The organism is Seohaeicola saemankumensis (assembly GCF_042678485.1).
Lineage (GTDB): Bacteria > Pseudomonadota > Alphaproteobacteria > Rhodobacterales > Rhodobacteraceae > Seohaeicola > Seohaeicola saemankumensis.
Map to the genome: position 1 here is coordinate 406,240 of NZ_JBHTKR010000003.1, position 20,039 is coordinate 426,278.

Below are 20,039 nucleotides of genomic sequence, written 5' to 3' on the forward strand. Positions count from 1 at the left end.
CCGGCGATTCGTCACGACCTCGGAGTTTCTTCAGACTGGGCTAGTGATGCTATCTGCTGGGGCTGGGTGCCTTGATCTGTGTCAAGGCTGGGGCGCTGCGTCCTTGACGCGTGTCAAAGTGGCCGACAGGCGCATGTGTTAGCTTTTTTTTTAATGTAAGACTTCAAAGGAGAGTGACATGGCGTACAAGACACTGTTTTCGGTAATCACCGACACCGCCTTGGCGGGTCCTGTGCTGGATCAGGCAACCGCCATGGCGGCAGCTTGGGATGCGCATCTGGATGTGCTGTGCATGGGTCTGGATCGTACGCAGACCGGCTTCTACTACGCCGGAGCGAATGCGATGATCCTTCAGGAAACGATCACCCGCGCCCAGGAAGAAGCGCGCGAAGTCGAAGTCTTCGTCAAGGATATCCTGGGCCGAAGCGATGTACGCTGGAGCCTGGACAGCGGCGTGGCGCAACTGGCGGACATGGGACGGCACGTGGCACAGCGGGCCCGGTTCTCAGATCTGGCGATCCTGCCGAAGCCCTATGGTGACAAACGTGGGGTCGAACTGGAACCGATCCTTGAATCCGCGATGTTCGACGGGGCGACCCCGGTGCTCATGGTGCCGGAAGCCGGCCAAGTCATGACAAATCCCAAGCGTATCGTGCTGGCGTGGAACGAAAGCGACGAGGCTTTGGCCGCCGCGCGCGCGGCGCTGCCGCTGCTGAAACAGGCCGATCTGGTGCGAATCGTGGTCATCGACCCGCCGGTGCACAGCCCGACGCGGTCAGATCCCGGTGGCCTGCTGTCACAATACCTGTCGCGGCACAATGTTCCCTGCGAGATCGACGTGCTGTCCAAGACCTTGCCGCGCGTGTCGGATATCCTGATGCGCCACGCCGCGGATACCGAGGCCGACATGATCGTGATGGGGGCCTATGGTCACTCGCGCTTCCGCGAGGCGATCCTTGGCGGTGCGACCCGCAACATGCTTGAGAACGCCACGATACCCGTATTCCTAGCGCATTGACGCAAAAGGCGCGACCTGGCCTTGCCGGTCGCGCCTCTTTCTTTGGGCCATCTGTGCCGTCGCTTCATGCGATGTGAATGCGGCCAGTTCAGGCCAGCAAGCCACCGTCGCTGTCATCGCCCGCTTCCTCCAGAAGCCGGACGAAATCCGGCACAGTCACGTGACGCTTGCCTTGCAGGGAAATCACCCCGTCACGCTTGAGCGCCGAAATCTGCCGGCTCACGGTTTCAAGCGTCAGGCCAAGGTAGTCTGCCATCGCCTCGCGGGTCAGGGGCAGATCGAAAACCATGGCGCCCTCCGGTGCGCGAAGGTTCAGCGTTGCATCCCGCCGCGCCAGGATCGTCAGAAGCGATGCAATCTTTTCGCGCGCGGTCTTGCGACCAAGGACCAGCATCCATTCGCGCGCGGCGTCCAGCTCGTCCAGCGTCATTTCCAGAAGGCGGTGCGCGATATGGGGCGTACGCTCCATCATCGCCTCGAAGGGTTTCTTACGGAAGCAGCACATGACCAAGTCGGTCGTGGCGACCACGTCATAGGGCGATCCATTGCGCCCGGGGCGCCCCACGAAATCCGAAGGCAGCAACAGGCCCACCATCTGGGTGCGGCCATCCTCCATTGTCTGTGTCAGCGTGGCGATACCGGATACGACAGAGCCCACGAAATCCATCCGGTCGCCTGACCATATGACGGTCTGGCCAGCCTCGAACGAGCGATAATACTTGATCTCCTCAAGACGCTCGAGCTCGTCGGTTTCGCAACGGGCGCACACGGCCCTGTGCCTAATAGGACAATCGCCGCACTCAACCGAGTGAGACATGGTTTTCTCATTCAGCATTTTGACACTTCGCATGTTTGATCTGGGTCAAAGAATTTTTTCCCATTTCTTATCAATCGTAATTTTATGACGATGAGAAAGCAACTTGCAAAACTTGGTCTCTTCGACGCGAAAGTGCCGAGGTACACGAGTTACCCTACCGCCCCGCATTTTTCAAATGCTGTTGGTGAAGATGATTACACGAGTTGGATCAAGGCGATACCCCCCAGCTCGAATATATCTCTTTATCTGCACGTTCCCTTTTGTCGCAGGTTGTGCTGGTTCTGCGCCTGCCGGACGCAAGGCACCCAGAGCGAGGCCCCGGTAGCTACCTACCTGGAAACACTGAAAGCGGAACTGACACTTCTGAAGCGTATTCTGCCGGATGGCATACGCCTGTCGCGCCTGCATTGGGGTGGCGGGACGCCCACGCTGATGTCGGCCGCCATGATGAGCGATCTTGCCGGTACTGTCTTCGATGTGGCACCGATGGCGCCGCAGGGTGAATTCTCGGTCGAGATCGACCCCAATGAAATCGACGATGCCCGCCTTGATGCCCTGGCAGCCGCCGGGATGAACCGCGCCTCGATCGGGGTGCAGGATTTCGACGACGCCATCCAGCAGACAATCGGGCGCATCCAGGGTTATGACATCACCCGTGATGCGGTTCTGGCGATCCGCGCGCGCGGTGTCACCAGCCTCAATGCGGACATCCTGTTCGGCCTGCCGCACCAGTCACGCGCAAGAATTACGGAAAGCGTGCAAAAGCTGCTGTCGCTCAACCCTGACCGCGTGGCGCTTTACGGTTATGCCCATGTGCCATGGATGGCCAAACGCCAGCAGATGATCCCGTCCGATGCGCTGCCCACGCCCGAAGAACGGCTGGACCTGTTCGATACCGCGCGTCGGCTGTTCCTTTGGGATGGCTATGCCGAAATCGGCATTGACCATTTCGCCACCCAGACCGACGGGCTGACCGTGGCGCAGAGGTCGGGACAACTCAGGCGCAATTTTCAAGGGTATACGGATGATCCCGCGGATGTGCTGATCGGTGTCGGGGCCTCCTCGATTTCGCGGTTCCCGCAGGGCTATGCACAGAATGCGCCCGCCACGGGGGCGCATACGGCCGCCATCCGCAACGGGCGGTTCTCGGTCGCCAAGGGCCACAGGTTCACACCTGACGACAGGCTCCGCGGCCGGATGATCGAGATGCTGATGTGCGACTTCAGGGTGGACCGCCACGCATTGCAGGACAGTTTCAATGTGACCGATGCCGTGGTTCAATCCCTGTTCGACAAGGTGATGGCAGACTTCCCCGGTATGCTGACCCTTGATACAGACGGGCTTGGCGTCCCGGTGGAGGCCAGGCCCCTGGCCCGGATGATCGCGCGGAGTTTCGACGCCTATGAGATGAGCAAGGCCGGACATAGTTCGGCCATCTGATACTACCAGAAAGGGGGAAGACCCCGTGCGGCTGGCGAGTTTCAATGTCCAGAGTCTGCGCCTGCGCTGGCGTGACGGTGAACCCCGGCTGGACGGGGCGCGGGATGCCGATGTACCGGCTGATCGCGGTCCCGCGGCAGAGGCGCTTGACCCAGAAGACCGGCGCCTGACTGCCGCCGTGCTGGCGCGCACCGATGCCGATGTGATCGCCCTGCAAGAGGTCTTCGATCAGGCGACGCTGGATCATTTTCACGATCACTGCCTGCGGGTCACCGGCATCGCCCCCTATCCTTACCGCCATTGCATTCCCGGCAACGACGGACGCGGGCTGGATGTCGCAGTCATGAGCCGCCTTCCCCTGCGTTCCGTGGTCAGCCATGCAAGCGAAACACCGGCCAGCCTTGATCTTGACGTGCCCGACGGGGTCGATCCTGACCTGCCGGTATTCCGTCGCGATTGCCTGTTGGTCGAGGTCGGTCTGGTCACCCTCTTCATCTGCCATTTCAAGGCCCCCTACCCCGACGCCCTGTCAACATGGCCCGTGCGCCGCGCCGAGGCGCTGGCGCTGCGCCGCCTGATCGCGCGGCATTTTCCCGATCCCACATCGGGGATCTGGCTTGTCCTGGGTGATCTGAACGAGCCGCGCCACGCCGCGCCGACAAGACCCGAGGCCGCCATCGTCCCGGTCACGGCACCTTTCAGCATAGACCTTCTGGACCGTCTGCCCGCAGCCGAACGCTGGTCATGGCATGAACCTTTCGGGCCCGATCTTGGCTGCCCTGACGTGATGCTGGCCAGTCCGGCCCTGGCCCAGCGCTGGCCCGATGCCTGCCCGCAGATCATCCGTCTAGGACTTGGGCTGGAAGCCGCGCACTATGATGGGCCGCGTCTTGGTGGGGTGGGCTTGCATCGTCCCCATGCCAGCGATCACGCCGTACTGATGATAGATCTTCCGGGGGCTGAAGAATGATCCGCAAACTGACACTTTCTGCCGCGATCCTGCTGATCGCCTCTATATCGCCTCTTTGGGCGCAGGATCATTCCTGCGACAAGGGGAACGCCATCGTCACGGGGGCCGATCCCGATCTTGCAAGGCATCTGTGTGACGTGGTGGATCGCGCCGAGGAACAATTGGCGCAGTGCCATCTTGTCAGGAAAAGACCCCTGACCATCAAGGTCGTGGATCGGTTCGCGGAAGACAGGCCCGGCTGCGTGGGGATCTTCGATTGCGCGAACGACCGGATCGAAATCCTCAAGCCCGATTCAATGCTCATGACGCTGGAAGACAATCGCCGCTTTTCGCGCCTGCCGATCATGTCGCTGTTTGACAGCGTGGTCGCGCATGAGATGACCCACGCCCTGGTGTTCCAGAACTATGGCGAAATCGGCAGCAACTGGGCTCAGAACGAATACATGGCCTATGCGATGCAACTGGCCTTTCTCTCGCTCGAGGACAGGGCCCTTTTCATGCAAGGTTTCACGACCGACCGGCCGGGATCACTGGCCGGGGTCAATATCCTGGTCATGCTGATGGCGCCCGATGCCTTTGCCGCTCAGGTATGGCTGCATTTCAGCGAAAAGGACAACGGCTGCGATTTCATGGGAAAACTGCTTTCCGGCGAAACAAGGATCGGTGAGTCGGCGCCCTGAGGCGGCAGCGTTCAAGATGTCAGGTCCAGTGCTGCGGCCAGCAGGGTGCGAGCGTAATCGGTCTGGGGGTTCGCGAACAGGTCCTGCGCCTCGCCCGCCTCGACCACATCGCCCTGCTTCATCACGATCATCTTGTGGCTCATGGCGCGCACCACGTTCAGGTCATGGCTGATGAACAGATAGGCCAACCCGTATTTGACCTGCAGCGCGCGCAGCAGGTCCACGATCTGCACCTGCACGGTCATGTCCAGCGCCGATGTGGGTTCATCCAGCACCAGCAGCTTGGGCCGCAGGATCATGGCGCGGGCTATGGCAATGCGCTGACGCTGGCCACCCGAGAATTCATGCGGATAGCGATGCATCATGACCGGGTCCAGCCCGACCTCGGTCATGATCTCAGCCACCATCTGACGCTTATCCTGACCGGGGGCCACACCATGCACACCCAGCCCTTCGGCGATGATCTGCTCGCAGGTCATGCGGGGCGAGAGGCTGCCGAACGGGTCCTGGAACACGATCTGCATATCCTTGCGCAGCGCGCGCAGCTTCTTGGTGGACCAGGCGCGCACATCCTGACCGTCAAAGGTGATCCCGCCCTCGGATGCAATCAGCCGCATGATCGCCAGCGCCAGCGTGGTCTTGCCCGATCCGCTTTCGCCCACGATGCCCAATGTCTCGCCGGCGCGGACGCTGATCGTGGCGTCGTTCACGGCCTTCACATGGCCCACGGTGCGCTTGAGAAACCCGCGCTGGATCGGGAACCAGACCTTCAGATGATCGGTGCGGATCAGCTCCGGCGCGTCTTCCGGCACCGGGGCGGGCTGCCCCACCGCGCGCGCGCCCAGCAGCTTGCGGGTATACTCATGCTGCGGATTGGCGAAAATCTCGGCTGTGGGCCCCTGTTCGACAATCTCACCACCTTTCATCACGCAGACCTTGTCGGCGATTCGGCGCACGATCCCCAGATCATGGGTGATGAACAGAAGGCCCATGTTTTCGGTGCGTTTCAATTCCGCCAGCAGGTCAAGGATCTGCGCCTGAATGGTCACATCCAGGGCGGTCGTGGGTTCGTCCGCGATCAGCACATCGGGCTTGTTGGCCAGGGCCATGGCGATCATCACCCGCTGGCGCTGTCCGCCCGACAACTGGTGCGGATAGGCGCCAAGGCGGCTTTCGGGATCACGGATGCCGACCTTTTCCAGCAGTTCGATGATCCGCGCCCGCGCGGCGTCGCCCACGATCCCCTGATGCAGGGCCAGTGATTCCGACAACTGCCGTTCCAGCGTGTGCAAGGGGTTCAGGCTGGTCATCGGTTCCTGGAAGATAAAGCTGATATCGTTGCCGCGCACCTTTCGCAGCATCGCCTCATCCGCGCCGATCATCTGCTGGCCGTCATAGGTGACAGACCCCGACACCTGCGCGCTATCGCCCAGCAGGGACACGGTGCTGAGGGCGGTCACGGATTTGCCTGACCCGCTTTCCCCCACCAGCGCCACGGTCTCGCCCCGCTCAAGCGTGAATGTGACGCCGCGCACGGCTTGCGTCAGCTTGCCGTCCTGCCGGAAGGACACGTTCAGGTCACGGACCTCAAGCAGGCTCATTGAAAGGTCTTCCTGGGGTCAAAGGCATCGCGCACGCCTTCAAAGATGAAGACCAGCAGCGACAACATGATGGCAAAGACAAAGAACGCGGTGAAGCCCAGCCAGGGCGCCTGAAGGTTCTGCTTGGCCTGAAGCGTCAGCTCGCCCAGCGACGGGGCCGAGGATGGCAGGCCGAACCCCAGAAAATCCAGACCCGCCAGCGTGGCAATCGTGCCGGTCACGATGAAGGGCAACATCGTCACGGTCGCCACCATGGCATTGGGCAGCATGTGGCGGAACATGATCGTGGTGTTGCTGACGCCCAGCGCCTTGGCCGCGCGCACATATTCCAGATTGCGCGCGCGCAGGAATTCGGCACGGACCACACCCACCAGCGCCGTCCAGCCGAAAAGGACGGTAATGAAGACCAGCAACCAGAAACTTCGTCCCAATATCGCGAACAGGATGATGATCACATAAAGCGCGGGCGTCGCGCCCCAGATTTCGATGATGCGCTGAAAGATCAGGTCGACCCAGCCGCCGAAATACCCCTGTATCGCGCCGGCCATGATCCCCACCAGCGATGCCAGCGTGGTCACGATCAGCGTGAACAGGATCGACAGGCGGAAGCCATAGATCACCCGCGCCATCACGTCGCGCTTGGTGTCATCGGTGCCCAGCCAGTTCTGGCTGTTTGGCGGCAGGGGCGCCGCACCGGGCCGGTCCACCGTCGTGCGATAGCTATAGGGGATCAGCGGCCAAAGCGCCCAGCCCTGTGCGATCGCCTGCCCGTTCACCATGCCGGTTTCGGCCTGTGTCATGATGCCTTCGGGATCGTCAAAGCAATCCTCCAACCCGCCGGATGCGATGAGGCACTGCACCTCGATATCGCGGTAAGGCGCTTCGGTTTGGAAATCGCCGCCAAAGGTGGTTTCAGGGTAGAAGCGGAAGATCGGCGTGTAGAATTCGCCCTGGTATTTCACAAGGATCGGCTTGTCATTGGCGATGAACTCGGCGCAGAGCGACAGGCCGAACAGCACCGAAAAGATGATCAGCGACCAGAAGGCCCGCCGGTTACGCTTGAAATTGTTCCAGCGGCGCTGGTTCAGCGGCGACAGGAACGCCTTTTTCGGCGCGGCGATGTCGGTGGGCATGGGCGCGGGTGTCACCGTGGGATCGGGCAGGGTTGCCATCGCTTATCCCTCCCTCTTCTCGAAATCGATGCGCGGATCGACCAGCACATACATCAGGTCCGACAGGATGCCCACCACCAGCCCGATCAGGCCAAAGATGAAAAGCGTGCCGAAAATCACCGGATAATCACGCGCCACGGCCGCCTCGAAGCCCAGCCGCCCCAGACCGTCCAGCGAAAAGATCGTCTCGATGATCAGCGATCCGCCGAAGAACACACCGATGAAAACCGCCGGGAAGCCCGCGATCACGATCAGCATCGCGTTGCGGAAGACATGGCCGTAAAGCACCTTCTTTTCCGACAGGCCCTTGGCCCGCGCGGTCATGACGTAATGTTTCTTGATCTCGTCCAGAAAGCTGTTCTTGGTCAGCAGGGTCAGCGTGGCAAAGGCCGAGATCGTCGAAGCCGTTACCGGCAGGGCGATATGCCAGAAATAGTCGGCCACCTTGCCCAGCAGAGACAGCTCATCGAAGTTGTCCGAGGTCAGCCCCCGCAGCGGGAAGATCTGCCAGTAGGACCCGCCTGCGAACAGGACCAGCAACAGGATGGCGAACAGAAAGCCGGGGATCGCATAGGCCACGATGATCATGCCGGATGTCCATGTGTCGAAGGGTGAGCCATCCTTGACTGCCTTGCGGATGCCCAGCGGGATCGAAACGGCATAGGCGATCAGCGTGGACCACAGGCCAAGCGTGATCGAAACCGGCATCTTTTCCAGAACAAGTTCGATCACGCTGATCGAGCGGAAGTAGCTTTCGCCGAAATCAAGCCGCATGTAGTTCCACAGCATGTTCAGAAACCGCTCAAGCGGCGGCTTGTCGAAGCCGAACTCGCGCTCAAGCTGGGCGATGAATTCAGGCGGCAGGCCCCGCGCGCCGGCATATTCGCTGTCTGATCCAGATCCCGCACCCGCGGTGGCCCCGGCATCGCCACCACCGGCGAAACCTTCGAACACGTCGCCCTGACCCTGCACCTGGGCGATGATCTGTTCGATCGGCCCGCCCGGCACGAATTGCACCAGCGCGAAGTTGATCACCATGATTCCCAACAGCGTGGGGATCACCAGTGCCAGGCGGCGAAGGATATAGGCGCCCATGCCCCGCGCCCCTTAACGGATCGCGCCAGAGGCGCGCAGCGCCTGCGCCTTGTCCGCGTTGAACCACCAGATCGACAGCTCGCCCATCCCGTTGGGCGGAGGGGTGTCGGTATAGGGACGCTCGTACATGTCGAAATAGGCGATGTTATGCTCGCCCTTGTACCACTGGGGCACCCAGATGTGCATGGCACGCAGCACCCGGTCCAGTGCGGATACGGCCGTTTCCAGGTCTTCACGTGTGGTTGCGTTCTCGATGGTCTTGATCAGCGAATCAACTGCCACGTTGTTCACGCCGGCGATGTTGTTCGACCCTTCCACATCGGCCGCCTCGCCACCGAAGATGCCGCGCAATTCGATCCCCGGTGTCTGCGACATGGAATAGCGGCGCGTCACGATGTCAAAGTCGAACTTCTTCTCGCGCTCCTGCGATTGGGCGCTGTCGACACGGGTATAGACCGCATCCACGCCCAGACGGCGCAGGTTCTCGACATAGGGGTTGATGATCCGCTCGAAACTGGCGCTGTCGTTCAGCACCTCGATCCGCAGGGGTTGACCCGCCGCATTCACCCGGATGCCGTCGGCGCCTACGGTCCAGCCAGCATCTTCCAGCAGGCGACCGGCGGCGCGCAGCACACGGCGGTCGGCGACGTTGTCGGGGCTGGATACGGCCGGGGTGAAGGCCGGTTCGGAAAAGACGGTTTCGGGCACATGTTCGCGCAGCGGCTCCAGCAGGGCCAGCTCGGCCTCCGAGGGCAAACCCACGGCCTGCATGGTCGAGTTTTCCCAGAAGCTGTCGGTGCGGGCGTAGATGCCATAGAACAGGCTTTCATTGGCCCATTCGAAGTTGAACGCCATGCCGATGGCCTGACGTACGCGCGGATCCTCAAAGATCGGGCGCCGCAGGTTGAACCAGAAGCCCTGCGTGCCGGCCGGTCGCCCGTCGGGCAGGGTTTCGACCTTGACCGCACCGCTTTGCACGGCGGGGAAATCATATCCCGTGGCCCAGAGCAGGGACATGAATTCTTCGCGGTACATGTAGGCGCCCGCCTTGAACGCCTCGAACGCGGTGGTGTAATCCGCGAAATATTCGACCTGAAGGATGTCGAAATTATTCTGGCCGACATTCACGTTGAGATCACGCGCCCAGTAATCATCGCGCCGCTTGTAGCTGACGGACCGACCCGGATCGACCCGGTCCAGCGTATAGGCACCAGACCCAAGCGGCGGCTCCAGCGTGGATTCCGCGAAATCACGGGTTTCGTAATAGGCGCGCGAGAAGATCGGCAAGCCGGCCGCGCTCATCGCCAGTTCGCGCAGCGCACCGTCAGCGTTGAAGGTGAATTTCACCGTCAGATCGTCGATCGCCTCGACCGATTTGAAATCCTTGAACAGAACGCGATAGGCGGGCTGCCCCTTGTCGCGCAGCACTTCGTAGCTGAACACCACATCCTGCGCGGTCACGGGGGTTCCGTCGGCAAAACGCGCCTCGGGGCGCATGTGGAAGATCGCCCATTCACGGCTTTCGGGATATTCGATCGTATGGGCGACCAGACCGTACATCGCATCAGGCTCGTCCAGCGACCCGGTCATCAGCGTGTCGAAGAACACGGTCGACAGGGCGGCGGCATTACCCTTGAGGATATAAGGCGACAGGCTGTCAAAGGTGCCAAACCCCCAGGTCGAGAATGTGCCGCCCTTCGGCGCATCCGGGTTCACATAGTCGAAATGGGCGAAGCCTTCGGGATATTTCAGATCGCCGAAGGTGGAAATGCCATGGGCGCGGATGATCCGTTCTTCGGCCCGAAGGGGGGCCACAGCTGCCAAAAGCAGAAGGCAGGCCATGCCAAGCGCCACCAACATGGCGACGACATGGGGGGGCGTGGATTGGGCGGCGCGCGCGGCGGCGCTGTTGCGGGGCCGGTTCAAGTGCTCATCCTCCTGCTGGTGCGACCGGTGCAATCCGATCCTCATTGATCAAACTAAGCTAAAGGGCGGCAAGGGCCATATTCAAGTTGAGATTGGGTGATCTTTCCGTGATCGACGGCAAAGTTACCAAGGCGGAATGAAAAAGACCGCCAATGCAGGGCACGGCGGTCTTTCGGGTTGTCGCAAAGAGACAGGATCAGTTGTCGATGCTGTCCAGATAGGCGATCAGGTCGGCGCGGTCCTGGGCATCCTTCAGGCCGGCGAAAGCCATCGACGTGCCGGGCGCATAGCCACGCGGGTTTTCCAGGAACGCCGACAGGTTTTCGGGGGACCAGACATCGTCGGTGGCGATGGCGCCGGAATAGCCAAAGCCCTCGGCTGCGCCTTTCGCACGACCCACGACACCGTACAGATAGGGGCCGGTTCCGTTGGCACCGGCTTCCAGTTTGTGGCAGGCGGCGCATTTGTTGAACTGGCGGGCGCCACGTCCCAGATCGGCCTGCGCCAGCAGCTCGTCAAAATTGACCTCTTCGGCGACCTCGGCCACCTCTTCCGCGCCTGTGTCAATCACATAGGCTTGCTGGGTTTCGCCGTGACCGCCGCCCACGTGATACAGTTCCTCAGCGCCCCATTTGGCCAGAAGAAAAATCAGAAGCGCGCCGCAGAAGGCGCCCAGGGTCTTGGTGAAGGTCATCGTGTCAAGCATGTCTCGCCCGTCCGTTGAATCGGTTTCCAATTGGTCGCTATTTGGCGGGTATCTATTGCTTCCCCTTCTGCGTGGCAAGGTATAGTTACCGCGACCAAACGCCCACCGGGGCGAAAAGTGACACGAATTCGACAGGAATTGACCGCATGACCCATCGCATTGCCTTCCAGGGGGACCTTGGCGCCTATTCGCACGAAGCCTGCGTGGCGGCCCGCCCGGACCTTGAGGCGCTGCCCTGCCGCACCTTCGAGGATGTGATCGAGGCCGTGAATTCAGGTCGTGCCGAGATGGCGATGCTGCCGGTGGAAAACTCGACCTACGGGCGCGTCGCGGACATTCACAGGCTGCTGCCCGAATCCGGTCTGCATATCGTGGGCGAAGTCTTCGTGCGGGTGCGGATCTGCCTGATGGCGCGTCCGGGCACACGGCTTGAGGATATCCGCAAGGTGCGGGCCCATCTGGTTCTGATACCGCAGGCACGTGCCTTTCTGGAGGCGCATGGCATCGCCGCTGAAGCCGCCGCCGACAGCGCCGGTGCCGCGGCCGAGCTGGCGCGCGGTCAGGCAACGGATCAAGGCGTTCTGGCCAGCGAACTGGCCGCGCAAATCCACGGGCTGGAGGTTCTGGCCCATGATATCGAGGATCACGGACATAACACGACGCGCTTTTTGCTCATGGCACCCAAAGCGGATCTGACCCGCAGGTCGGATCACATGATGACGACCTTCATCTTTCAGGTGCGCAACATCCCGGCCGCGCTTTACAAGGCGATGGGCGGTTTTGCCACCAATGGCGTGAACATGACCAAGCTTGAAAGCTACATGGTGGGCGGGTCATTCACCGCGACGCAGTTCTATGCCGATATCGAAGGCCATCCCGACGATGAGCATGTGCAGCGCGCCCTTGAGGAATTGCGCTATTTCACCAACGAGCTGACGATCCTGGGCGTCTATCCCGCAGACCCCAAGCGTTACTGACCCCCGCCACAGTCCATCAGGACGAAAGGAAACCGCATGAAAGTCCATATTCTTGACGATTGGTTCGACACGCTGCGTGCCCTGCCCTCCTTTGCCAAGCTTGATGGGCACGACGTGACCGTGTGGACCGACCATGTGGCCGATGTGGACATCCTTGCGGACCGGCTGGCCGCGGCCGAGGCGCTGGTGCTGTTCCGCGAGCGCACGCCCGTCACCGCGGCGCTTCTGGACAGGCTGCCGGGGCTGCGCCTGATTTCGCAGCGCGGACCCTATCCACATGTGGATGTCGCCGCCTGCACGGCACGCGGGGTGCTGGTGTCATCAAACATGAGCGCGGGATTGCCATCCTATGCGGCCGCGGAACTGACCTGGGGGCTGATCCTGGCCGCGATGCGGCAGATCCCTCAGCAGATGCAAAGTTTGCGCGCGGGGAATTGGCAGATGGGCGTCGGGCGGACCCTTCGCGGGCGGCCACTTGGCCTGTTCGGCTACGGCCGCATCGCGGGCGTAGTGGCGGGATACGCCCGCGCCTTCGGCATGCCGGTGCATGTCTGGGGATCCGAAGCCGCCCGCGAAAGGGCCCAGGCCGACGGGCTTTTCGTTCCCGACAGCCGCGAGGCGTTCTTTGTCGGTTGTGACGTGATCAGCCTGCATGTGAAACTGACACCCGAGACGCGCGGCATTGTCACCGCGGCCGATCTGGGCGCAATGCACCCCGGATCCGTGCTTGTGAACACCTCGCGTTCGGGGCTGATCGCAGCAGGGGCCCTGCTGGATGGTCTGAACGCGGGCCGCCCCGGCATGGCGGCGCTTGATGTCTTCGACACCGAGCCGCTGACGAATGTGGCAGACCCGCTGATGTCACATCCCAACGTGATCTGCACCCCGCATATCGGCTATGTGACCGAAGATGAACTGGACATGCAGTTCGGCGATATCTACGACCAGATCAACGCCTATGCGAAAGGCGCGCCGATCCATTTGGCGAATCCCGAGATTCACGGGAAAAGCTGAACCGCCTGGAGCAAGGTCAGGGTGCCAGGTCAGGCGTCAGGTCACACGCCTGACCCGCTCTTCCAGTTCGCGGGCGTAATCTGCCATCCTGAGGTGAAATTTCTTGTTCAGGTTGGTGCGCGCCAGCTTGAGCGACTGCACCAGCAACCGGGCGGAAATGGATCGCGGCTTCAGATCCAGATCCACGCTCAGACGGGTGCGGCCACGTGACAGGGCAAGCAGTTCCACCTTCAGGTCGGTTTCCAGGCCCTGGGCCACGGAATGGAACCGCATGTTGTCGGGGGGATCATATTCGGTCATCCGGATATCCAGCTGACGTTCACGGCCCCGGGCCATGAAACTGGCGGTCCAGCTCATCCCGACGGCGGGGTTTCGCATGTTGTCGGTGCGCTGCACCTCGGCGCCGCGGCGCAATGCGGCACGCTCGATCGTTTCGAAATCGCTTACCAGCGCGAAAACCTTTTCGATCGGAGCCTCGATGTCTTCTTTGGAGGAAAACTTCATAACCACTCACTCGTAAATTTCGGGCACCGGCCCAGACAAGGCCATCTTCTTTCCGGGGCACTATCTGCCTGACCAACCGGCCAGGAACAAGGCGCTTTGTGATCCGGGACGGTGATAAGTCGGTGCGGTTTCATGTCAATCAAGCCGGTCGGCAAGCCAGTTGTTCAGGATGAAATGCGCGATCGCCCCCTTGCGCGCCGGCAGGATCCTGGGATGCCGCCCTGCGAAGGCTTCCAGCATCTCGTCACGGCTGACCCAGATCGCATCTTCGATCTCGACCGGGTCTATGGTGATGTCGCGGCTGGTGGCCTCTCCGCGGCAGCCCAGCATCAGCGAAGACGGAAACGGCCAGGGCTGGCTGGCCAGGTAATCGACCTGGCCGACGCGCACGCCCGCCTCTTCCCAGACTTCACGGCGCACGGCCGCCTCGATCGTCTCGCCGGGTTCGATGAAACCCGCCAGCAGCGAGTACATGCCCTCGGGCCACCCGTGAGAGCGCCCCATCAGCACGGAATTTCCATGTGTGATCAGCATGATGACCACAGGATCGGTGCGCGGGAAATGATGCGCGCCGCAAGCCGGGCAATCGCGCTGCCATCCCGCCTTCGATACCTGGCTTCGCACACCGCAAACGGCGCAGAACCCATGCGTGGCATGCCAGTTCAAAAGCGCCCGTGCGCTTGCGGCCAGTTCTGCATCGCGTGGGCTGATCCGCGTCATGACCGCGCGCAATTCCGCGAAACGGTGCGTCTGCGGCAGATCGGGATGCACCTGTTCGCTGCGGTCGACAAAGCTGTTCACCGATGAAAGGTCCTGATCGTTGGGCGTCCAGCCCGCAAGGTTATGGGCAAAGACCGCCGCCCCGTCCTCGCGCCCCAGAAAGAAGGGATCGGGGGCCGCACCTGACAGCACCGGATGATCCAGAGGCAGGCGCGCCAGCCCGCGCCCTTCAGCAGTATCCGCCAGCAGCGGCTTGCCACGCCAGAACAGGATGGTCCGGCTGGTCGGTTCCGCCATGGCCTGCGCAAGCGCGGGCGCATCGCCCCGCAGTTCGGCGGCGCGATCAAGACCCGATCCGCCGAATGTCACTGTTTCCGCGATTCTCATGCTGCCCTTCGCCTGTTCCCGGCGTCCTGTTTCGGCCCGGTCTGTTTCCGCCAAGAGATTGGCACCGGCTTTTGCCGAATGCAAAGCATCGCGGCGAATTTCTTCTGCTTTCGCTTTAAGGTAGTTTATTTTAACAACGAACTACCCTAGAGTGGGATCGCCGCAGATTTGATACGCGGCCTGACCTTGGTCGAAGACATACTGGTGCGATAAATAGTGACTTTTACTTTGCCGGACCGAAATATTCACTGCCCCTCATCCGTGCTGGAAGAAATTGACCTGCGCCTTTTGCAGACAACCGATCTGCACGCACATCTTCTGGCCTATGACTACCTTTCGGATCAGCCTGCGGACAGGATGGGCCTGGCGCGGCTGGCCAGCCTCATTCATGCCGCGCGGGCAGAGGCCAAGAATTGCCTCTTGCTGGATACCGGCGATTTCCTGCAGGGCAGCCCTCTGGGCGATCTTTATGCCGATCCGCAGATGACGGATCATGACCGGACCCACCCGGTCATCGCGACCATGAACAGCCTGGGCTATGACCCGGCAACCCTGGGCAATCACGATTTCAACTATGGCATCGATTTCCTGGGCCGCACCCTGCTGCGGGCCGCATTTCCGCTGGTCTGCGCCAATGTCGCGCACCGGCTTGGCCCCGATCCCAGCGCCGATGACACATGGCTACCACCCTGGACGATCCTGACACGCAGGGTCCGTGACAGAACCGGGGGCTGGCATGATCTGCGGATCGGCATGATCGGCCTGCTGCCTCCGCAGATCGGCATCTGGGACCGCCAGCATCTTGAAGGTCGCTTGCAAACGCGTGACATGATCCAGGCGGCGCGCGCGCATCTGCCCGACATGCGCGCCGCAGGCGCTGACCTTGTGGTGGTCCTTTGCCATTCCGGCATCGCCCCCGACGATGGCAGCGCCCGGATGGAGAACGCGGCCCTGCCGCTTGCCGCCCTGGCCGGGGTCGATGCGATCCTGTGCGGCCACCAGCACCGGACCTTTCCCGGACCCGCGTTTTCCGGGATCGCCGGCGTGGATGAAAAGGCGGGAACGATCCACGGCAAGCCGGCCGTGATGGCCGGGTTCTGGGGATCGCACCTTGGGTTGATCGACCTGACGCTGCGCCGCACCCCCGACGGCTGGCAGGTCAGCGGGCATCGCAGCGCATTGCGTCCGATCTTCTGCCGCGCCGATGACCGGACAGGGCGCGCGCTGGTGGAGGATGACAGTTCCGTGGTTGCCCTGACCCGTGACGCGCATGCCAGAACCCTTGCCCATGTGCGGCGCCCGATCGGTCACAGCAGCCAGCCCTTGCATTCCTTTTTCGCGATGGTGGCCGATGATCCGTCGATCCAGCTTGTCGCCGAGGCGCAGCGCGCGCGGGTGGCTGCATTGCTTGCCGGCACGGCCGAGGGGGAATTGCCGTTGCTGTCAGCCGTGGCCCCGTTCAAGGCGGGTGGCACCGCCGGCCCCGAGCATTTCACCCATGTTCCCGCGGGTCCGCTGAAGATCCGCAACCTTGCCGATCTCTATGCCTTTCCGAACCTTCTGCATGCGGTGCAGGTGACGGGCGATGCCCTTTGCAACTGGCTGGAGCATGCCGCCGGGCAATTCAACACGATCCGACCCGGCCAGCGCGACCAGATGCTGTGCAACCCGGACTTTCCCAGCTACAATTTCGATGTGATCTGCGGCCTGCGCTATGTGATCGACCCCACGCAGCCCAGGCGCTTCGGTCCCGATGGCACGCTGCTGGATCGCGGGGCGCGGCGCATACGAGAAATCACCTGGAACGGACGCGCCATCGCCGCCGATGACAGGTTCATCGTGGCGACCAACAGCTATCGCGCCGGGGGCGGTGGCGGCTTTGACCTGTCGGTCGAGATGCGGGATGTGGCCTTGGACAGGCCCGCCCCCGGATACACCGAATCCATCCAGGAGGTGCTGGAGGCCCATGTCGCGGGCAATATCATCACGCATGTGACGCGTCCGGTCTGGCGCTTTGCGCCTTTGCGTGACACCTCAGCCCTGTTCGACAGCGCGCCCGCCGCCGCCGAGGCGCTGCACGATCTGAGCGGCGTGAGAATTGAAAGCGCGGGCTGGGCGCCGGATGGCTTTGCGCGGTTTCGCTTGCATTTCTGATGCCGCGCCAATCAGCGGGATGCCGGATACACATGCTTGCAATGCAACGCATCGCCGCCTATATGGGCGTCGAGAGGTTGGCGCGGGCAGGCACCTCGCCAACCCGGTCAGGTCCGGAAGGAAGCAGCCGTAACGAGCCCCGCTTGGGTCGTTGTCCAGCCTCTCACCTTATTCCCTCAAGATTGCAGGATGCACGCCGGCCTTGCGTCGGCCTGCGAAACCCGACAAGGATCGTGCCTGATCGCGATCCCTGACGAAAGGCCATGATGCCAACTGACAGCCCCCAGAACACCCAAGACAGCACGCTTGAAGGGCTGGCGGCCTTGGGATGGTCCGCCCATTTCGCTGATCAATGCGCGGATGAGGCCAGCATGGCACTGCGGCCCATGCGTATCATTTCCGTACAGCGCGCGATGGCGACGGGGCTGGACAGCCAGGGCGAACGGCCCCTCGGATTTCCGCCGGAATTGCGCGCGGGTGGGCTTGCCGTCGGTGACTGGGTGCTGGCCGACCCCGAAACCGGGCGCATCGAGAAGGTCCTGGAACGGCAATCACTGCTCAGCCGTCGTGCCGCCGGGATCGAGGCCAAGCCACAGCTGCTTGCCGCCAATGTGGACACGCTTTTCATCACCACCTCCTGCAATGCCGATTTCAACCCCGCCCGTCTGGAACGCTACCTGGTTCTGGCGCTGGATGCGGGGATTACGCCCGTGATCGTGCTGACCAAGACCGACCAGACCGATGCGCCTCAGGACTATGCCGATCAGGCGCGCGCCCTGTCCGACAAGCTGGCCGGCGTCGTGGCCCTGAACGCGAAGGACCCCGAACAGGTCCGGCTTTTGTCGGAATGGTGCGGACCGGGCAGAACCGTCGCCTTCGTCGGCTCCTCCGGGGTGGGCAAATCGACCCTGATCAACGCCCTGACAGGCAGCGACCAGGCCACCGCCGCGATGCGGCAGGACGATGCCAAGGGCCGGCACACGACCACGGCGCGATCACTGCACCTGATGGCCGATGGCGGGCTGGTCATCGACATGCCGGGCATGCGTGAACTTGGCCTGCACGATGTATCAGGCGGGATCGACGAGCTGTTCGAGGATATCACGGCCCTGACCGGCCAGTGCAAATTCCGCGATTGTAAGCATGTCTCGGAACCCGGATGCGCGGTGCAGGCCGCCATCGCCGCCGATCAGCTGGACCCCGCGCGGCTGGAGCGCTGGCGCAAGCTGAAATCCGAAGACAAGCTGAACACTACCTCGATGACCGTCAGCCGCCGCCGTGCGCGTGCCCTGACGCGCGCGCACAAGGCCGAATCGGACGCGCAGCGCAAGGCCAAGGGCAATAGCCCGCAGCCCAAGAAGCCGCGCAAGGGCTGATCTAGCGCCGCAGCTTGCGCCGTGCCGCCATGGCCCATCGCATCTGGTCCTCGGTCTCGATGGCGCAGGGCCTGATCCCGCGCAGCCTGTCCAGCGCATGGCCGGGTGTCTCGCCAGCCTCGATCATGAGCCGCAGCGCGATCATCCCTGACCGGCCGCAGCCCCCCTTGCAATGCACCAGCACACGCCCCCCGCCCGAGAGGGCGGACAGGATCTGTTCGCTGACGGCGGGCCAGCGCGCCGCCGTCGCGTCATCGGGCACGCCATAATCCGCAATCGGTAGATGCACCCAGCGGGCGCCGCTTTCCTGCATCATCTGCCCAAGATGCTCCGATCCGTTCTCGATCATCTCGATCCGGGTGGTAAGGCTGAGAACGATCGCGGGCCGCCAGGCGCGCAGATGCTCCATATCTCCGGCGTGATCCCCCAGCCGCCCCGGCAGCGGGGCGATGGCCAGGATACCCCCCGACACGGGCAGGGCATGGATCACCAGATCGGACATGTCACAGCGTGCGCGCCGCGAAAGTATCGCAGCGCCCCATCTGCCCGCTGTCATAGCCAATGGCGAACCAGCGCGCGCGCTGGGCACTTGTGCCATGGGTGAAGGTATGAGGTTGCGGCACCCGCCCTGCCCTGGACTGAAGCCTGTCATCACCGATCATCCGCGCCGCGTTCAGCGCCTCTTCCAGATCGCCAGGCTCCAGCAAGCCGTCCACGGCCCCCGCCCAGACGCCTGACAGGCAATCAGCCTGCAATTCCAGCCGCACGGTCAGGGCATTGCCCTCGGCTGTGCTGACGGCCTGACGGGCACGGTGGACCTGACCCAGAATGCCCATCTCGTTCTGGATATGATGGGCCACCTCATGGGCGATGACATAGGCGGCGGCGAAATCGCCCTTGGCGCCAAGTTGCCGCGACAGCGTGGCAAAGAAATCGGTATCCAGATAGGCCTTGCGATCGGCCGGGCAGTAGAAAGGCCCAGTCGCCCCGGACGCGCCGCCACAAGGGCTTTGCGTCACGCCCGAATAAAGCACCAGAACGGGCGGCTGATAGGTGCGGCCCGCCTGGTCCCGCATGACCTTTGACCAGACCTGTTCGGTGGTGGCCAGCACGCGGCCCGCGAATTCCGCCGCTTGCTGTTCCTCGGGGGTGGGCGCGGTCTGGGTGATCTGACCCCGCGGGTCCTGATCCTGCAAGAGCGGGGTCACATCGATCCCTGCGAAATAGCCGATCGCCAGCACCAGCAGCAGCCCGACACCGCCAATTCTGGCCCCGCCACGTCCGACGCGGCGCTGTCCGCGCCTATCTTCGATGTTGCGGCTACGCCGCACGTCCTTCAACCGCATGGTCGATCCCCCCCCGGAACCCGGTATCACCGCGACAGACTACACCAAAGGGGCGATGCGAAAAGCCCGGATTCACCACGGCCATGTCTGGACGCGGGCGGGCCGATTGCCTAGGTTGACATCTGTCCCCTGAACC

The 20,039-nt window shown here is 62.5% G+C and carries 18 protein-coding genes and 1 other RNA gene; 9 read left to right on the top strand and 10 right to left on the bottom strand.

What is annotated here, in order from left to right:
• Positions 1–178: 178 nt before the first annotated feature.
• Positions 179–1,018: a universal stress protein gene (locus ACFQ3C_RS08905; RefSeq protein WP_380790716.1), complete on the top strand. Its 840-nt coding sequence runs from the start codon at positions 179–181 to the stop codon at positions 1,016–1,018.
• Between the two features lie 88 nt (positions 1,019–1,106).
• Here ACFQ3C_RS08905 and fnrL read toward each other — a convergent pair whose 3' ends face one another.
• Positions 1,107–1,853 (bottom strand): transcriptional regulator FnrL, encoded by a 747-nt coding sequence (fnrL, locus tag ACFQ3C_RS08910; RefSeq protein WP_380790718.1) that lies wholly within the window; start codon positions 1,851–1,853, stop codon positions 1,107–1,109.
• 66 nt (positions 1,854–1,919) lie between these two features.
• On the opposite strand from fnrL, the gene hemN reads away from it, so the two are divergent.
• Genes hemN through ACFQ3C_RS08925 form a run of 3 tightly spaced genes read left to right on the top strand, consistent with a single transcriptional unit; the run spans position 1,920 to position 4,925 of the window.
• Positions 1,920–3,275 carry an oxygen-independent coproporphyrinogen III oxidase gene (gene hemN, locus ACFQ3C_RS08915; RefSeq protein ID WP_380790720.1) on the top strand — a complete coding sequence of 452 codons (1,356 nt, stop codon included), beginning with the start codon at positions 1,920–1,922 and terminating at the stop codon, positions 3,273–3,275.
• Between the two features lie 25 nt (positions 3,276–3,300).
• Positions 3,301–4,245, top strand: coding sequence for an endonuclease/exonuclease/phosphatase family protein (locus ACFQ3C_RS08920; RefSeq protein WP_380790722.1), 945 nt, complete (start codon positions 3,301–3,303; stop codon positions 4,243–4,245).
• Positions 4,242–4,925, top strand: coding sequence for a DUF6639 family protein (locus tag ACFQ3C_RS08925; RefSeq protein WP_380790724.1), 684 nt, complete (start codon positions 4,242–4,244; stop codon positions 4,923–4,925). The genes ACFQ3C_RS08920 and ACFQ3C_RS08925 overlap by 4 nt, the downstream gene beginning before the upstream one ends.
• A gap of 11 nt (positions 4,926–4,936) precedes the next feature.
• Here the strand turns inward: ACFQ3C_RS08925 and ACFQ3C_RS08930 are convergent, their stop codons facing one another.
• The 5 genes from ACFQ3C_RS08930 to ACFQ3C_RS08950 form a co-directional block, all read right to left on the bottom strand.
• The gene (locus tag ACFQ3C_RS08930) at positions 4,937–6,526 is read right to left on the bottom strand and encodes an ABC transporter ATP-binding protein (RefSeq protein ID WP_380790726.1); all 1,590 of its coding nucleotides are present in this window, start codon (positions 6,524–6,526) and stop codon (positions 4,937–4,939) included.
• Complete coding sequence (locus tag ACFQ3C_RS08935; protein WP_380791139.1) at positions 6,523–7,659, bottom strand: ABC transporter permease; 1,137 nt, start codon at positions 7,657–7,659, stop codon at positions 6,523–6,525. Before ACFQ3C_RS08935 ends, ACFQ3C_RS08930 begins: the two co-directional genes overlap by 4 nt.
• 42 nt (positions 7,660–7,701) lie before the next feature.
• Positions 7,702–8,793 carry a microcin C ABC transporter permease YejB gene (locus ACFQ3C_RS08940; protein WP_380790728.1) on the bottom strand — a complete coding sequence of 364 codons (1,092 nt, stop codon included), beginning with the start codon at positions 8,791–8,793 and terminating at the stop codon, positions 7,702–7,704.
• A gap of 12 nt (positions 8,794–8,805) precedes the next feature.
• On the bottom strand, positions 8,806–10,653 hold the full coding sequence (locus ACFQ3C_RS08945) for an extracellular solute-binding protein (RefSeq protein ID WP_380791141.1): 1,848 nt from the start codon (positions 10,651–10,653) through the stop codon (positions 8,806–8,808).
• A gap of 262 nt (positions 10,654–10,915) precedes the next feature.
• Positions 10,916–11,425 carry a c-type cytochrome gene (locus ACFQ3C_RS08950; RefSeq protein ID WP_380790730.1) on the bottom strand — a complete coding sequence of 170 codons (510 nt, stop codon included), beginning with the start codon at positions 11,423–11,425 and terminating at the stop codon, positions 10,916–10,918.
• 146 nt (positions 11,426–11,571) lie between these two features.
• Here ACFQ3C_RS08950 and ACFQ3C_RS08955 point away from each other — a divergent pair, with 146 nt between their 5' ends.
• Together ACFQ3C_RS08955 and ACFQ3C_RS08960 are read left to right on the top strand one after the other, a co-directional pair.
• On the top strand, positions 11,572–12,402 hold the full coding sequence (locus tag ACFQ3C_RS08955; RefSeq protein ID WP_380790732.1) for a prephenate dehydratase: 831 nt from the start codon (positions 11,572–11,574) through the stop codon (positions 12,400–12,402).
• A 36-nt stretch (positions 12,403–12,438) separates the two neighbouring features.
• Positions 12,439–13,416 carry a D-2-hydroxyacid dehydrogenase family protein gene (locus ACFQ3C_RS08960; protein WP_380790734.1) on the top strand — a complete coding sequence of 326 codons (978 nt, stop codon included), beginning with the start codon at positions 12,439–12,441 and terminating at the stop codon, positions 13,414–13,416.
• A gap of 36 nt (positions 13,417–13,452) precedes the next feature.
• Here the strand turns inward: ACFQ3C_RS08960 and ACFQ3C_RS08965 are convergent, their stop codons facing one another.
• Both ACFQ3C_RS08965 and nudC read right to left on the bottom strand, forming a co-directional pair.
• The gene (locus ACFQ3C_RS08965; RefSeq protein WP_380790736.1) at positions 13,453–13,920 is read right to left on the bottom strand and encodes an SRPBCC family protein; all 468 of its coding nucleotides are present in this window, start codon (positions 13,918–13,920) and stop codon (positions 13,453–13,455) included.
• Positions 13,921–14,055: 135 nt separating this feature from the next.
• Complete coding sequence (gene nudC, locus ACFQ3C_RS08970) at positions 14,056–15,027, bottom strand: NAD(+) diphosphatase (protein ID WP_380790739.1); 972 nt, start codon at positions 15,025–15,027, stop codon at positions 14,056–14,058.
• A 261-nt stretch (positions 15,028–15,288) separates the two neighbouring features.
• Between nudC and ACFQ3C_RS08975 the strand changes: the two genes are divergently transcribed.
• The 3 genes from ACFQ3C_RS08975 (at position 15,289) to rsgA (ending at position 18,557) form a co-directional block, all read left to right on the top strand.
• On the top strand, positions 15,289–17,181 hold the full coding sequence (locus ACFQ3C_RS08975; RefSeq protein ID WP_380790742.1) for a bifunctional 2',3'-cyclic-nucleotide 2'-phosphodiesterase/3'-nucleotidase: 1,893 nt from the start codon (positions 15,289–15,291) through the stop codon (positions 17,179–17,181).
• Between the two features lie 71 nt (positions 17,182–17,252).
• Positions 17,253–17,349, top strand: an RNA gene (gene ffs, locus ACFQ3C_RS08980) — signal recognition particle sRNA small type.
• A gap of 98 nt (positions 17,350–17,447) precedes the next feature.
• Entirely contained in the window at positions 17,448–18,557 is a 1,110-nt protein-coding gene (gene rsgA, locus ACFQ3C_RS08985; RefSeq protein WP_380790744.1) for a ribosome small subunit-dependent GTPase A, read from the top strand.
• Position 18,558: 1 nt separating this feature from the next.
• Here the strand turns inward: rsgA and ACFQ3C_RS08990 are convergent, their stop codons facing one another.
• Both ACFQ3C_RS08990 and ypfJ read right to left on the bottom strand, forming a co-directional pair.
• Entirely contained in the window at positions 18,559–19,059 is a 501-nt protein-coding gene (locus tag ACFQ3C_RS08990) for a dual specificity protein phosphatase family protein (protein WP_380790746.1), read from the bottom strand.
• Position 19,060: 1 nt separating this feature from the next.
• Complete coding sequence (ypfJ, locus tag ACFQ3C_RS08995) at positions 19,061–19,903, bottom strand: KPN_02809 family neutral zinc metallopeptidase (protein ID WP_380790748.1); 843 nt, start codon at positions 19,901–19,903, stop codon at positions 19,061–19,063.
• Between the last annotated feature and the right edge of the window lie 136 nt (positions 19,904–20,039).

What these genes read in the sequence shown, in the direction of transcription:
- ACFQ3C_RS08950 (WP_380790730.1), bottom strand. Translation starts at nt 11,425, where the DNA reads ATGCTTGACACGATGACCTTCACCAAGACCCTGGGCGCCTTCTGCGGC.
- ACFQ3C_RS08965 (WP_380790736.1), bottom strand. Translation starts at nt 13,920, where the DNA reads ATGAAGTTTTCCTCCAAAGAAGACATCGAGGCTCCGATCGAAAAGGTT.
- ACFQ3C_RS08930 (WP_380790726.1), bottom strand. Translation starts at nt 6,526, where the DNA reads ATGAGCCTGCTTGAGGTCCGTGACCTGAACGTGTCCTTCCGGCAGGAC.
- ACFQ3C_RS08960 (WP_380790734.1), top strand. Translation starts at nt 12,439, where the DNA reads ATGAAAGTCCATATTCTTGACGATTGGTTCGACACGCTGCGTGCCCTG.
- ACFQ3C_RS08945 (WP_380791141.1), bottom strand. Translation starts at nt 10,653, where the DNA reads ATGTTGGTGGCGCTTGGCATGGCCTGCCTTCTGCTTTTGGCAGCTGTG.
- hemN (WP_380790720.1), top strand. Translation starts at nt 1,920, where the DNA reads ATGACGATGAGAAAGCAACTTGCAAAACTTGGTCTCTTCGACGCGAAA.
- ACFQ3C_RS08905 (WP_380790716.1), top strand. Translation starts at nt 179, where the DNA reads ATGGCGTACAAGACACTGTTTTCGGTAATCACCGACACCGCCTTGGCG.
- rsgA (WP_380790744.1), top strand. Translation starts at nt 17,448, where the DNA reads ATGCCAACTGACAGCCCCCAGAACACCCAAGACAGCACGCTTGAAGGG.
- ACFQ3C_RS08955 (WP_380790732.1), top strand. Translation starts at nt 11,572, where the DNA reads ATGACCCATCGCATTGCCTTCCAGGGGGACCTTGGCGCCTATTCGCAC.
- ypfJ (WP_380790748.1), bottom strand. Translation starts at nt 19,903, where the DNA reads ATGCGGTTGAAGGACGTGCGGCGTAGCCGCAACATCGAAGATAGGCGC.
- ACFQ3C_RS08940 (WP_380790728.1), bottom strand. Translation starts at nt 8,793, where the DNA reads ATGGGCGCCTATATCCTTCGCCGCCTGGCACTGGTGATCCCCACGCTG.
- nudC (WP_380790739.1), bottom strand. Translation starts at nt 15,027, where the DNA reads ATGAGAATCGCGGAAACAGTGACATTCGGCGGATCGGGTCTTGATCGC.
- ACFQ3C_RS08925 (WP_380790724.1), top strand. Translation starts at nt 4,242, where the DNA reads ATGATCCGCAAACTGACACTTTCTGCCGCGATCCTGCTGATCGCCTCT.
- ACFQ3C_RS08990 (WP_380790746.1), bottom strand. Translation starts at nt 19,059, where the DNA reads ATGTCCGATCTGGTGATCCATGCCCTGCCCGTGTCGGGGGGTATCCTG.
- fnrL (WP_380790718.1), bottom strand. Translation starts at nt 1,853, where the DNA reads ATGCTGAATGAGAAAACCATGTCTCACTCGGTTGAGTGCGGCGATTGT.
- ACFQ3C_RS08935 (WP_380791139.1), bottom strand. Translation starts at nt 7,659, where the DNA reads ATGCCCACCGACATCGCCGCGCCGAAAAAGGCGTTCCTGTCGCCGCTG.